The organism is Acidobacteriota bacterium, from assembly GCA_030949985.1.
In the GTDB taxonomy this organism is placed as follows: Bacteria; Acidobacteriota; Polarisedimenticolia; order J045; family J045; genus JALTMS01.
On sequence record JAUZRX010000037.1, the window covers coordinates 1 to 11,991 of the forward strand.

Annotated in this window: 12 protein-coding genes; 8 read left to right on the forward strand and 4 right to left on the reverse strand. The window is 72.2% G+C overall.

The window, feature by feature from the left end; genetic code table 11:
* Positions 1 to 251 precede the first annotated feature (251 nt).
* Positions 252 to 902: an endonuclease III gene (nth, locus tag Q9Q40_09675; protein MDQ7007491.1), complete on the reverse strand. Its 651-nt coding sequence runs from the start codon at positions 900 to 902 to the stop codon at positions 252 to 254.
* 39 nt (positions 903 to 941) lie between these two features.
* Between nth and Q9Q40_09680 the strand changes: the two genes are divergently transcribed.
* From Q9Q40_09680 to Q9Q40_09705, 6 genes are all read left to right on the forward strand, one after another.
* Positions 942 to 2,549 carry an ATP-binding protein gene (locus tag Q9Q40_09680; protein MDQ7007492.1) on the forward strand — a complete coding sequence of 536 codons (1,608 nt, stop codon included), beginning with the start codon at positions 942 to 944 and terminating at the stop codon, positions 2,547 to 2,549.
* A 61-nt stretch (positions 2,550 to 2,610) separates the two neighbouring features.
* Positions 2,611 to 3,963 carry a sigma-54 dependent transcriptional regulator gene (locus Q9Q40_09685; protein ID MDQ7007493.1) on the forward strand — a complete coding sequence of 451 codons (1,353 nt, stop codon included), beginning with the start codon at positions 2,611 to 2,613 and terminating at the stop codon, positions 3,961 to 3,963.
* Between the two features lies 1 nt (position 3,964).
* Positions 3,965 to 5,005, forward strand: a complete 1,041-nt coding sequence (locus Q9Q40_09690) for a zinc-binding dehydrogenase (protein ID MDQ7007494.1) — start codon at positions 3,965 to 3,967, stop codon at positions 5,003 to 5,005.
* 218 nt (positions 5,006 to 5,223) lie between these two features.
* Positions 5,224 to 6,084 carry a tetratricopeptide repeat protein gene (locus Q9Q40_09695; GenBank protein MDQ7007495.1) on the forward strand — a complete coding sequence of 287 codons (861 nt, stop codon included), beginning with the start codon at positions 5,224 to 5,226 and terminating at the stop codon, positions 6,082 to 6,084.
* Positions 6,065 to 6,925 carry an MBL fold metallo-hydrolase gene (locus Q9Q40_09700; GenBank protein MDQ7007496.1) on the forward strand — a complete coding sequence of 287 codons (861 nt, stop codon included), beginning with the start codon at positions 6,065 to 6,067 and terminating at the stop codon, positions 6,923 to 6,925. The genes Q9Q40_09695 and Q9Q40_09700 overlap by 20 nt, the downstream gene beginning before the upstream one ends.
* Entirely contained in the window at positions 6,918 to 7,544 is a 627-nt protein-coding gene (locus Q9Q40_09705) for an L-threonylcarbamoyladenylate synthase (protein ID MDQ7007497.1), read from the forward strand. Before Q9Q40_09700 ends, Q9Q40_09705 begins: the two co-directional genes overlap by 8 nt.
* Here Q9Q40_09705 and Q9Q40_09710 read toward each other — a convergent pair.
* Both Q9Q40_09710 and Q9Q40_09715 read right to left on the reverse strand, forming a co-directional pair.
* On the reverse strand, positions 7,534 to 8,760 hold the full coding sequence (locus Q9Q40_09710; protein ID MDQ7007498.1) for an amidohydrolase family protein: 1,227 nt from the start codon (positions 8,758 to 8,760) through the stop codon (positions 7,534 to 7,536). The genes Q9Q40_09705 and Q9Q40_09710 overlap by 11 nt on opposite strands.
* Complete coding sequence (locus tag Q9Q40_09715; protein MDQ7007499.1) at positions 8,757 to 10,229, reverse strand: FAD-binding oxidoreductase; 1,473 nt, start codon at positions 10,227 to 10,229, stop codon at positions 8,757 to 8,759. Before Q9Q40_09715 ends, Q9Q40_09710 begins: the two co-directional genes overlap by 4 nt.
* Before the next feature lie 152 nt (positions 10,230 to 10,381).
* On the opposite strand from Q9Q40_09715, the gene Q9Q40_09720 reads away from it, so the two are divergent.
* Entirely contained in the window at positions 10,382 to 11,074 is a 693-nt protein-coding gene (locus Q9Q40_09720; protein MDQ7007500.1) for a LysM peptidoglycan-binding domain-containing protein, read from the forward strand.
* A gap of 10 nt (positions 11,075 to 11,084) precedes the next feature.
* Here the strand turns inward: Q9Q40_09720 and Q9Q40_09725 are convergent, their stop codons facing one another.
* Positions 11,085 to 11,453 (reverse strand): late competence development ComFB family protein, encoded by a 369-nt coding sequence (locus tag Q9Q40_09725; GenBank protein ID MDQ7007501.1) that lies wholly within the window; start codon positions 11,451 to 11,453, stop codon positions 11,085 to 11,087.
* A 129-nt stretch (positions 11,454 to 11,582) separates the two neighbouring features.
* Between Q9Q40_09725 and Q9Q40_09730 the strand changes: the two genes are divergently transcribed.
* Positions 11,583 to 11,978 carry a response regulator gene (locus Q9Q40_09730; GenBank protein ID MDQ7007502.1) on the forward strand — a complete coding sequence of 132 codons (396 nt, stop codon included), beginning with the start codon at positions 11,583 to 11,585 and terminating at the stop codon, positions 11,976 to 11,978.
* Positions 11,979 to 11,991: the final 13 nt, after the last annotated feature.

An 11,991-nucleotide genomic window follows, 5' to 3' on the forward strand; every position in this document is an offset into this window, starting at 1 on the left:
GTCAAGCCCCACGACCTGAAGAACGCTTTCTGAGCGCGCCCGGCCGGCCCGGCCGATGGATCCCGGGGCGCTCCCGCGCCCGGCGGCGCCGGGAGGGGGGGCCTGCGGGCGCCGCCGGGCCGTCACCGGCGGGCGAGAGGGTGGGCTGCGGGGCTCACCGAACGCGCTCCGGGGGGCCGGCGCCCGGCGGGAGGGGGCACCCCCCGGCCGGGCAGCCAGGAACAACATTGTTCGCTCCACGGTGGGGGGGATCAGGGGGTTCCGGCGGAGGGGCAGAGGGAGGCCAGGGTGCATGCTTGGCACCGAGGATGGCGAGCCGAACAGACCCGCCGGCCATGCCAGATCAGGCCATGGGAGGCAAAGGCCCATTCCTTTTTCGGCAGCAGGCGTGTCAGATCGTCTTCGATACGCCGTGGGTCCTTCGCAGACGACAGGCCGAGGCGGCCGGCCAGGCGCGTGACGTGGGTGTCCACTGCCAGGGCCGGCTCCCCGAAGGCGCTGGCCAGCACCACGTTGGCGGTCTTGCGGCCGACGCCCGGCAGGCGTTGCAGCTTTTCGCGGCTGCGGGGCACCCGGCCGCCGAACTCCTCGTCGAGCATCCTCGCCGCACCGACGATCGAGCGCGCCTTGTTGCGGAACAGGCCGATGCGGGCGATCAGAGGCTCGACTTCCGCCGGCTCGGCGGCGGCCAGCTCGCGGGGCGTGGGATAGCGCCGGAAGAGAGCCGGCGTGACCTGGTTGACTGCCTTGTCGGTGGTCTGGGCCGAGAGGATCGTCGCCACCAGGAGCTGGAAAGGATCCCGGTGCTCGAGTTCGCACTCGGCGTCGGGGTAGAGCTTGCGCAGGCGCCGGATGATGGTCCGGGCACGCCGCTGGAGATCGTCGCTGATCCTGGTCGCCATGGCCGGGGATTATGCACGAGGGTGTGGCAGACTCGCCTCATGGGCCTTCGCCTCCGCCTCGCCCTGGCGCTGGTCGCCATGACCTTGCTGCCGGTGGCCCTCGTCGCCTTCCTCGCCTGGCCGGAGCTGGACGCGGTGAGGAGCACCTTGCTCACCCGGGAGACCGAACGGGTGCGGCTGCTGCTCGAACGCGAGCTGAGCGGGACTTCCCTGCTCGCCGGTTCCCAGCGCCTGTGCGCTGAAATCGCCGGACTCGAACCACGCTACGCCGACGCCCTCAGCGGCAAGGCCACGGGCATGCTGGCCCGGCGCCGCGCCGGGCGCCTGCGCCGCCGTCTCGACCCCCTGGCCCGGGGCGCGGGACTCGACGGCTGGGAGGTGGCCGCCGGCCGGCCCACTCCTCCGAGCTGGCACTTCGACCCCGACAGCGACCGTCTGCGGGTGTCCTGGCGGAGGCGCTGCGGCGGATCGCCCTCGGCGCCACGCCTGCTGGTGGCCTGGCGACAGTGGTCACCATCGCAGTTGGCCGCCCAACTGCAGGCGGCCACCGGCCTGCCGGTGAAAGTCCGCGGACGCCTGCCGGGCCAGGGTGCGGTGCGCTCCCCGCCGGGATGGCTGGCCGTCACCCGAACGGGCCCCGGAGCCGGCAACGCCCTGGTGGTGGAGGTGGAAGTGGCCGCCACGGGCCGGGGACTGATGGACGAACTGCTGCGCCGCCTGCTTGTCTCCGCCCTGCTCGCGGCGGGCATCGCCCTGCTCGCCGCCCTGGCCCTGGCAGCGTGGCTGGCCCGCCCCCTGCGGGAGTTGACCGTGGCGGTGGAGGCCGCGGCCGACGATCCGGGCCTGCCCCTGCCGCTGCCCGTCGCGGGTGGGGAGGCCGGCCGGCTGGCCCAGGCCGTCGAGCGCCTGCGGGGGGCCCTGCTGCGGGAAGAGCATCGCCGCAGCGCCGCCGAAAAGACCGCCGCCTGGCAGCAGGTGGCCCGGCGGCTGGCCCACGAGGTGCGCAACCCGCTGACGCCCATCCGCCTGGCGGTGGACAACCTGCGCCGGGCCGCCCGAAGGGGCGAAGGGGCCCTGGCCTCGGCGCTGGACGACGAGGCCCGGGCCATCGACCAGGAGGTCGGCCGTCTCGAGCGCCTGGTGCGGGAGTTCGCCGACTTCGCGCGCCTGCCCGAACCGAAGCTCCAAGCGACCGAGATCGCCCCCCTGCTGCGCACGGCCCTCGGCGGGCAACTCCCCGGCGAGGGGACGGTCGAACTGGTGGTCGGCGGCGAGCCGGCGGCGTTGGCCGCCCGCGTAGCGGCGGACCCCGACCTGCTCTCCCTGGCCCTGGCCAACCTGGCCCGCAACGCCTGCCAGGCCATGGAAGGCCGGGGAGAGATCCGCGTCTGGGTGGAACGCGACGGCGGCGAGCCGGGGGGACGGCTGCGCATCACCCTGACCGATACCGGACCGGGTCTTCCCGAGGCCGTGCGGGAAACGATCTTCGAGCCTTACGTCACCGGCCGCCCCGGTACGGGAACGGGCCTCGGCCTGGCTATCGTGCGTCAGGTGATCGCAGCCCACGGCGGGACCATCGAAGCGCGCGACGGCGGTCAGAGCGCCGGCGCCCGCTTCGTGATCGACCTGCCCCTCGCCAGCGGTTGAGAACGAAGATCCCACGGGCCCGCGTGCTACGCTGCCGGGAACCAGACCAAGGAACCAGCTGATGTCGCGCATCCTGATCGCCGACGACGAGGCCAACCTGCGCACCACCCTGACGCGTACCCTGCGGCAGGAGGGCTACGCGGTCAGTGAGGCCCGGGATGGGGTGGAGGCCGTGTCGCTGCTGCGCCGGGGCGGCATCGACGCGGTGATTCTCGACCTTTCCATGCCGCGGCTCGACGGCTTCGGCGTGCTCGAAGCCCTGGCCGAAGAGGAGGGAGCACCGCCCGTGATCGTGTTGACGGCCCACGCGGGGCTGGACAACGCGGTGCGGGCGGTACAGGCGGGCGCCTGGGATTTTCTCGAAAAGCCGCCCTCGGCCGAAGCGATCCTGCTGCGCCTCCGGCGCGCCCTCGAAAGCGCCCGGGACCGGGCCGAACGCGAACCCCCGGCGGGCGCGCCGCCGATGGACGCCATCCTCGGCGACAGTCCGGCGGTCCAGGCGATGCGGAGAGCGATCGAGAAGATCGCCCGGCATGCGACGCGGGTCCTGGTGCTCGGAGAGAACGGCACGGGCAAGGAGCTGGTGGCCCGGGCGATCCATCGCCTCTCCCCCCGGGCCGGCGGACCGCTGGTGCGGGTCAACTGCGCCGCCGTGCCCGCCGAGCTGTTCGAGGCCGAACTCTTCGGTCACGTCAAGGGCGCCTTCACCGGAGCGGTGCAACACCGCCGGGGACGTTTCGAACGCGCCTCGGGAGGCACGCTCTTCCTAGACGAGATCGGGGAGATCCCCCTGCCGGCCCAGGCCAAGCTGCTGCGGGCCCTGGAGGAGGGCGAGATCGAGCGGGTGGGGGCCGAGAGCGCGGTCCACGTCGATGCCCGCATCGTCGCCGCCACCAACCGGGACCTGCCCGCACAGATCCGCCGGGGACGCTTCCGCCAGGACCTGTTCTACCGCCTCGAGCAGTTCATCGTGGAAGTCCCCCCCCTGCGGGCCCGACGGGAAGACATCCCGCTGCTGGCCCGACACTTCCTCGAGCGGGCACGACGGGAATGCGGGCGGGCGGCGCCCGTGACGCTCGGCGACGACGCCCTCGAGGTGCTCGGCGCCCAGAGCTGGCCCGGCAACGTGCGCCAACTACGCAACCTGATGGAACGGCTGGTGATCCTCGCCGAACGGGACGAGATCGACGCCGCCATGGTGCGCGCCCACCTGGGCCGCCAGACGACGGCCCCCGCCGCGGCCGTGGCGGCAGGAGGCCGACTGGGAGACGCGGTGGCCGCATTCGAGCGGGAGTTCATCGCCGCAGCCCTCGAGCGGCACGGCGGCAACATGAGCGCCACCGCACGCGAGCTGGGCCTCGAACGCAGCTCGCTCTACAAGAAAATGCGCACGCTGGGCATGGAGCGGGGATGAAATGAAAGCGGAAGCCGCCAGCCGAGTCGTCGTCAGCCGGTATGGAGGTCCGGAGGTGATGCGCGTCGAGCGCTTTTCGCCCCAACCGCCGACCGGTGAGCAGGTGCTGATCGGCGTACGCGCCGTGGGCCTCAACTTCGCCGACGTCTTCTGTCGCCTGGGGCTCTACCAGGCAGCGCCCAGGCCCCCCTTTGCGCCGGGTTTCGAGGTGGCCGGAGAAGTTCTGGCCGTAGGCCGCGACGTGCACGACATCCGGCCCGGCGAGAAGGTGATGGCGGTCACCCGCTTCGGCGCCTACGCCTCGCACCTGCTGACGGAGCGCGCCTGGGTCCGCCGCCTGCCTCAGGCGTGGAGCTTCGAGCAGGGAGCGGCGTTTCCCGTGGCGACCCTCACGGCGTGGTACGGGCTGATGCGCCTCGGTCGCCTGGAGCGGGGCGAGACCGTGGTGATCACCGCCGCCGCGGGGGGTGTCGGCCAGGCCGCCTGCCGCCTGGCCCGGGCCCGGGGCGCACGGGTGATCGGTGCGGTGGGCAGCGGGGAAAAGCAAGCCGCCGCGCGGCAGGCGGGCGCGGAGGAGGTGCTGGTCTCGGCCGACTACCGCATCTGGCGGGCGGTGCGGAAGCTGACCGACAAACGCGGCCCCGACCTGATCTTCGACGCGGTGGGGGGACGCAGCCTGACCCGGGGGCTGGCCGCCCTTCCCCCGGAGGGGCGACTGGTGCTCTACGGCTTCGCCTCCATGACACCGGCGGGGCCGAAACGCTCCTGGCCCCGACTGACCTGGCGCTACCTGCGCACGGCGTCGATCTCGCCCTTCGACCTGGTGCAGCACAACCGCTCGGTGGCCGGCTTCAACCTGGTCCACCTCTGGCACAGGGCCGACCTCTTCGGCGCGGCCCTCGACGACCTGGACCGGCGGGGCCTGCTCGCCACCCTGACCCCCCAGGTCACCGCCCGCTTTCCCCTCGAGGCCGCCGGCCAGGCCCTCGAACACCTCCGCCGCCGCGGCACCACGGGAAAGATCGTGCTGACGGTGGACTGAGCGCGCCGGGAGACCCACAGCCGGCGAAACCGTGTCCCCGGGGCCACAGCGTGGCCCGGGGGCCACAGTGGCAGGGGCTGGCCTCGGTCCGCCACATTCCCCATAAGGCAAGCAACAGCAACTCTTTAGGAACCATGTGCCCCACCTCTGCCTCTCCGGCACGCCCTTCGCACAAGGAAGGGCCGCAACCCCCACCACCATTCACAGGAGGCAGAGACATGAAGACCAGCGCCCTGAAGACCGCCGCCCTCGGCACCCTCGTGCTTTTCGCCGCAGCCTGCTCGGACGATCCTGCTCCGCCCATCCCCACGGTGACTCCCAGCGTGACCGCGGAGCCGCAGCCGAGCGTCACCCCCCTCCCCGCCACCTTCACCGAGCCCAGCCAGCCCCTGGTCGAGGACGAAAGCCCGCCGGAGGTCACCACCAGCGAGGCGGCCGTCGAGGACACCGCGGACGACGCGACCCCCTACGAGATCTACACGCGGGGACTGGCCCAGTGGAAGAGCGGCGAGTTGGAAGCCGCCGAAGCGAGCCTCGAGCAGGCCTGCTGGAAGATGGAAAACTTCGCTCGCGCCCGGGTGAACCTGGCCCGGGTCCGCCTCGAGCGCGGTGACCTCGACGGCGCCCGCGCGGCCATCGACGAGGCGCTCGGCATCGACGAAGACTTCGCCCCCACCTACAACGTGCTCGGCCGCATCCTGCTCGCCGCCGGCGACCGGGACGCCGCCTTCGAGGCCTTTCGCCGCAGCGCCCGTCTCGACCCTTCCAATCCCTGGCCGCTGAACAACATGGGCTACGCCCTGCTGGTGGCCGGGGACCCGGCGTCGGCCGCTGAATACCTCGAGCAGGCCCTCGAACGCGACGACCGGCTGGCGGTCGCCTGGAACAACCTGGCCCTGGTGCGCGAGCGACTCGGCGAGGGCTCCGCGGCGGCCGACGCCGCGGCACGGGCCTCGGCTCTCGACCCGCGTTACGCGCCCGTCGCCCAGCGCCTGGCGGCCCTGGCCGTGACAACCGCGCCTCGAGCGGTGACAATCGCGGCCCATGAAAACGCGATCGATGCAACTCACGGCCCTTGAGGGCAACACCCAGTGGCTCGACGGGGGCGCCATGTTCGGCAACTGCCCCCGGGCCCTGTGGGAACGCTGGACCCGGGTGGACGACCGGCACCGGATTCCCCTGGCCTGCCGCAGTCTGCTGATTCGAGAGGAGCAGGGGCGCACCCTGCTCCTCGAAGCAGGTATAGGCGCCTTCTTCGAACCCAAGCTGCGGGAGCGCTACGGAGTGAGGGAAGACCGGCACGTGCTGCTCGACAGCCTGGCCCGCCAGGGCCTGTCCCACGAACAGATCGACGTGGTGGTGCTCAGTCACCTGCATTTCGATCACGTCGGCGGCCTGCTCTCGGCCTGGAGTCCCGACCGCGAAGGCGAACTGCTCTTCCCTCGCGCGCGCTTTCTCGTCGGTCGCCGCCAGTGGGAACGCGCCCGGGCGCCCCACCCTCGCGATCGGGCCTCCTACCTGCCCCACCTCAACGCCCTGCTCGAGGCCTCCGGGCGCCTGGAACTGGTCGACGGTGAAACCTCTCCCACCCTGGGCGAGGGTTACCGTTTCCACTTTTCCGACGGCCACACCCCCGGCATGATGCTCACCGAGATCGACACTCCCCGCGGCCCGCTGGTCTTCGTCGCCGACCTGATCCCCGGCCGCGCCTGGACCCACCTGCCGATCTCCATGGGCTATGACCGCTACCCCGAGCTGATCATCGACGAGAAGCGCGCCTTCCTCGAGCAGATGCTGGCCCGGGGCGGACGCTTCTTCTTCACCCACGACCCCGACTGCGCCTTCGCCCGCCTCGAACAGGACGAGAAGGGACGCTACGTGGCGGCACCCGAAGATCCGGAAGCACAGGGCGATGGGTGAGCGGCTGCGCATCCATCCCGTCACCCCCCAGCGCCGTTTCGTCGAGCGGGCGAGCCGGACCCTCGCCGACCACGGCGTGGTGATCCTGCCCACCGACACCACCTACGCCTTCACCGCCCGTCCCGGTTCCAAGGCGGCCCTCGAGAAGATCTCCCGCATCAAGCAATTCGACCCTGAGCGCAAACTCTTCAGCCTGATCGTCCCCGACCTCTCCGACGTCGCCCGCTACGCCCTGGTGACCAACCACAGCTACCGTATCCTGCGGCGCTTTCTGCCGGGGCCCTACACCTTCATCCTGCCTGCCAGTCGGGAAGTCCCCCGCATCCTGCTCTCGAAGCGCAAGACCATCGGCCTGCGCGTCCCCGATCACACCGTCTGCCGTGAAGTGGCCCGGGCGGCAGGTGGAGGCCTGCTGGCCACCTCGCTGCGGCTGCCGGGTGACGAGTACCCACTGATGGACCCCGACGAGATCGACGCGCGCCTGCTGCGCCGGGTGGATCTCTTCCTCGACTGCGATTGGGGCGGCATCGAGCCCTCGACCCTGGTCGATCTCAGCGGCGAGGAGGGTCCGCAACTGGTGCGTGAAGGCGCGGGAGACATCGCCGCGTTCAAGGACTGACCGCGCCCCCCGGCCGACCGGCGAGCCACAGCACTCCGCCCCCTCGCTCGATCCACTCCCGCACCACCCCCGCCGCCGTGCGGGATCGGAACGCCTCGCCCTCCACCACCACGCAGTCGGCCCGACGTCCCACTTCGAGCGCTCCCCGTCCGCGTCCCCACCCCAGGGCCTCGGCCCCGGCCAGGGTGGCCCGGTAGTAGGCCTCCGCAGGATCCAACCTCGCGTGATGGCGGTGCACTTCCAGGGCCTCGCGCATCACGTCGAGCAGGCTCAACCGGGGCCCCGCACCCACGTCGCTGGCCAGACACCAGCGCACCCCCCACCGGCGCAGGGCCTCGAGCGGCATCCGTCCGCTCCCCAGGGCCGCGTTCGAGGTGGGGCAGTGCACGATCCAACTCCGCCGTCGACGCAGCAACTCGAGTTCTCCGGGCTCGAGCCACACGCCGTGGGCCAGCAGCGAGCGGGGGGTGAGCAGGCCGCAGTCGTCGTAGAGGCGAGCGATGCTGCGAGAGTCGAAGCGCGCGGCCGCCCGGCGTACTTCCTCCCGGGTCTCGGCGATGTGGCTCAGCACCCAGCGCCGTCGTCGCCGCGCCAGCGCCCCCGCCTGGCGCAACAGCTTCTCCCCGCAGGAAAGCGCGTAGCGCGGCACCACCGCCGCCCCGGCCCCCAGCGCGACGTCGGCCTGCTCCAGCCGTCGCATCCACCACGCTGCCGTGTGACACAGGGCCGCGGGGGCTCCGTGCTCGATCAAAGGCGCTCCGGCCCGCAGGGCCAGCCCCCAGCGCCGCGCCGCCTCCAGCGCCAGGACCGGGCCGTGGGCGAAGGGCGCGGTGAAGACTCCCGCCCCGGCCGTGCCCGCCGCCACCAGCGCCCGGCAGAACGCCTCGCTCTCTGCCCGCGCCACGGTCTTCTCCCCGTGCCGTACCTCCGCCGGCAGCGCCCGGCGCTCGAGCCAGCGCTCGAGCGGCTCGTGATACCGGCCGGCGATGGAGAGTTGGGGCAGGTGCACGTGGGGATCCCAGAACGCCGCCGCCACCAGCGCCCGCGCCGAGCCGCCCGCCAGCGGCACCCGGACCCAGCGCCGACTCGCCGCCCCCGCGTGCACGATCCGCCCCCGACCGTCGAACACCAGCAATCCGTCCCGCCGGTAGGTCACCCGCCCCCCCGGGTGGGCGGTGAGAATCCCTCCCCGCAGCGCTCGCAGGGGCCGGCTCACGCGGGCTCTGCCGGATCGGGGAAGAGCGTGCCGCGGCCGAGGCGAGCGGCGGGATCGAAGGCCCGTCGCAGATGCTCCATGCGCTCGATCACCTGGGGCCCGTACTGGATCGGCAGGGCCCACCGTTTGACCTTGCCCAGGCCGTGCTCGGCGGCTACCGCGCCGCCCATCTCCGCGGCGATCGTCACCATCTCCCGGTAGAGGCTCTCGATCCGGGGCATCTGTTCGGCGTCCCGGGGCAAGATGTTCACGTGCACGTGATCGTCACCGGCGTGCCCGAAAACCACGTACTCGAAGCCCTGTTCGTCGAGGCGCCGCCGATAGCGACCGATCAGCGCCGGGGCCCGCCCCCGGGGCACGGCGGTGTCGGTACTCACCTTGCGCACCCCGCGACGAGCCAGCGTCTCGTTGATCGTCGCCGGAATCGCGTGGCGCCACCGGCGAAAGCGGCGATCGTCGGCGGCGCTGTCCGCCAGCCACGACTCGGCCGCCGCGCCGCTGCGCTCGGCCAGCGCGAGCCAGGCATCCCAGCGCCCGTCCCGCCGATCGGCCGCCGCGGCCGTGATGCCCTCTTCGAAGAAGATCGCCGCATGGGCCGCGGCGGGCAGCGGCGCGCCCCGCTCGCGCAGCAGCGCCAGCGCCTCGCCCCCGATCAACTCCAGGGCCCAGGGTTCGAGTTCGGCACGCGCCGCCTCGACAAAGGCGAAGGCCTGCTCTTCCCGCTCGAAGAACAGCAGCCCGGAGAGGATCTCCACCGGGGCCGGCACCAGGCGCAGTTCCGCCTCGAGAAAGACGCACAGGGTGCCCTCGGAGCCCACCAGCAGATCCACCAGGTCCATGCCCTCCGCGCAGTGGTAACCCGCCGTGCACTTGGTGGTGGCCGGAGGGCGCCAGCGGGGCACGGGAACGGTGATCGGCCGATTCCCGAACCGGTCGCAGACCACCGACGTCCCGACCAGGGGCGGCTCCCCCCGGCGGATCCAGGCACTCGATCCATCCACCAGAGCCACCCGCACCGCCTCGACCCAGCGACGGGTGGACCCGAAACGCAGGGAGCGGGCGCCGGAAGCGTTGGTCGCCAGGTTGCCGCCGATCAGGCAGCCGGTCTCGGTGGGATCCGGAGGGTAGAGCAGGCCCGCCCGGGCCGCGACCTGCTGCACCTCGGCCAGGCTGACCCCCGCCTGCACCCGTAGCAGGGCGCCCCCTTCCACCGGCCGCAGGTCCAGCACCCGGTTCATGCGCTCGGTGGCCAGCACCGCCCCGCCCCGGGGCACCCGTCCACCGACCACGCCGGTGCCGCCCCCGGAGACGGTCACCGGCAGTTCCCGCCCGTGCCACGCGGCCAGCATCTCGGCGGCTTCCTCGGCACTGCCCGGCCACCCGACTTCCTCGGCACACCCCCCCTCGAGGCGGCTCTCGTCCACCAGGTAGGGCTCGATGGCGCCGGCGCTGCGAGTGATACGGCTCACGGGGGGCATTGTAGTGCCATCACCAGCCGGGAACCCCGCTTTCCAATTCGTGATCGCCGCCTTCCCCGTGATCGTTCACGCCCTTGCACCCTGACACACAACCGCGCGGGCACCCGGATTGCAGGAGGAGAGTTCCGAAAGGGGATCGAGTCATGTCGGAAACCTGGTGGAGCGCCCTGGGCGCGGCGGCGGCCGTGCTCGTACTCGCGGCCCTGGCACGACCCGAAGCCCGGGCGGCCCAGGGAGTGGATCCGCGGCCGGCCCCGGTCACGACTCCCGTCCGGGAGACCGCGGCTTCCGCCCCGGAGGTCGCTGCCGCAACGCCGGAGCCCCCTCGATCCGCCCCGCCTTCCGCGGCGAAGGTCCGTGACGGGCGGCTGGTGATCCAACTGGGCGAAGACGAATCCCTCGAGCAACTCGCCGCCCGCCTCTACGGCCGCGCCGCCGTCGCCCCACTCCTTCTCCGCGCCGGTCTGCCGGCCCGGGGACCCGCCGAGATCGAGGTGCCCCTGGCACGTACGGTCCGGCTCGCCCAAGGCCAGAGCCTCGGCGCCCTGGCGCGCCGCCACGTCGGCCGGGCCGATCGCTGGAAGGTCCTCGCCGCGCTCAGCGGCATCGGTGATCCGCGACGCGCCCGACCCGGGCGGGAGATCGTGATCCCCGCGGTACTGGAGGTCGAGGTGCGGCGGGGAGACAGCCTGTCGGCCTATGCCGCCATGGCCTGGGGGAGCGCGCAAGGCGCAGCCTTGATCGCCGACTGGAACGGACTGCGGACCGGAGCCTGGATCCACCAGGGCGAACGGATCGAGGTGCCGATCGGCGGTCCTTTCGCGGAGCCGGAATGAAGGCGGCGTCTCAGTGACGCCGGGGGTTTTCCATCACCTTGAGGATCGCGTAGTCGAGGGCCTTGTCGAGGGCCTCGAGAATATCCGTCGGCGGCCCCTGGTCTTCGAGACGCGCCGCGAACGAGGACGCGCTGTGGTAGTAGAGCGCCGGCACCCGGTTGAGGGCCAGGCAGTAGATGTCCTCGATCAGGTCCTTGCTCTTGTCGATCTCGGGACAGCGCTCGAGCTTCTGTTCCAGCATCCGGCAGGCCAGCACCTCGCCCGCGTTGCGGATGCGATCGAGAGAGATCCCGCAGACCTCGCGCATCTCGTGGGTCGAGGTTCCCAGGCTCGGGTTGTCCTCCTCGTGTCGGTGGTCGTATCGGCCCTGAGTGAACACGATCATCCTCCCGCGGGACGGTTCCAGACGCTCCGCCCTCGAGAAGACGTTGGTTCCCGGGGGGTGCTGCGTCAAGTCCGGGAAGCGCGTAGAATCCCCGCAAGCTGGGCGAAAGGGGTATGAAGAACCGTGAAGACAAAAGGGGGCCGTGACGGCCCGCGCGTTCTCGTCGTCGACGACGAACCCGTCGTGCTGCACTCCCTGGCACTCGTCCTGGACCACGCCGGCTACTCATGTATCGCCTGCGAGAGTGGCAGCCGGGCCGTCGAAACCCTTACGGGCGACACTCCCCTGGACCTCGCCCTGGTGGACCTGGTCCTGCCGGACATCCCCGGCGAAGAGGTGCTCGCCGAGGCCCGGCGCCTGCGACCGGGGCTGCCCCTGGTGGCGATGAGCGGCTTCGGCCGCGGGGCGGCGCCCGAGCAGGGCCCGGAAATGGCGTTCGACGCCTTTCTGGCCAAGCCTTTCGAGCGCCAGGCGCTGCTCGCGAAGATCCGCGACCTGGTGGGCTGCCGGCAGGCCTGAGGTCCCGGCACCC

Excerpts from the sequence above, each read along its gene's own strand:
- nth (MDQ7007491.1), bottom strand. The coding sequence starts at position 902 with ATGGCGACCAGGATCAGCGACGATCTCCAGCGGCGTGCCCGGACCATC.
- Q9Q40_09680 (MDQ7007492.1), top strand. The coding sequence starts at position 942 with ATGGGCCTTCGCCTCCGCCTCGCCCTGGCGCTGGTCGCCATGACCTTG.
- Q9Q40_09685 (MDQ7007493.1), top strand. The coding sequence starts at position 2,611 with ATGTCGCGCATCCTGATCGCCGACGACGAGGCCAACCTGCGCACCACC.
- Q9Q40_09690 (MDQ7007494.1), top strand. The coding sequence starts at position 3,965 with ATGAAAGCGGAAGCCGCCAGCCGAGTCGTCGTCAGCCGGTATGGAGGT.
- Q9Q40_09695 (MDQ7007495.1), top strand. The coding sequence starts at position 5,224 with ATGAAGACCAGCGCCCTGAAGACCGCCGCCCTCGGCACCCTCGTGCTT.
- Q9Q40_09700 (MDQ7007496.1), top strand. The coding sequence starts at position 6,065 with ATGCAACTCACGGCCCTTGAGGGCAACACCCAGTGGCTCGACGGGGGC.
- Q9Q40_09705 (MDQ7007497.1), top strand. The coding sequence starts at position 6,918 with ATGGGTGAGCGGCTGCGCATCCATCCCGTCACCCCCCAGCGCCGTTTC.
- Q9Q40_09720 (MDQ7007500.1), top strand. The coding sequence starts at position 10,382 with ATGTCGGAAACCTGGTGGAGCGCCCTGGGCGCGGCGGCGGCCGTGCTC.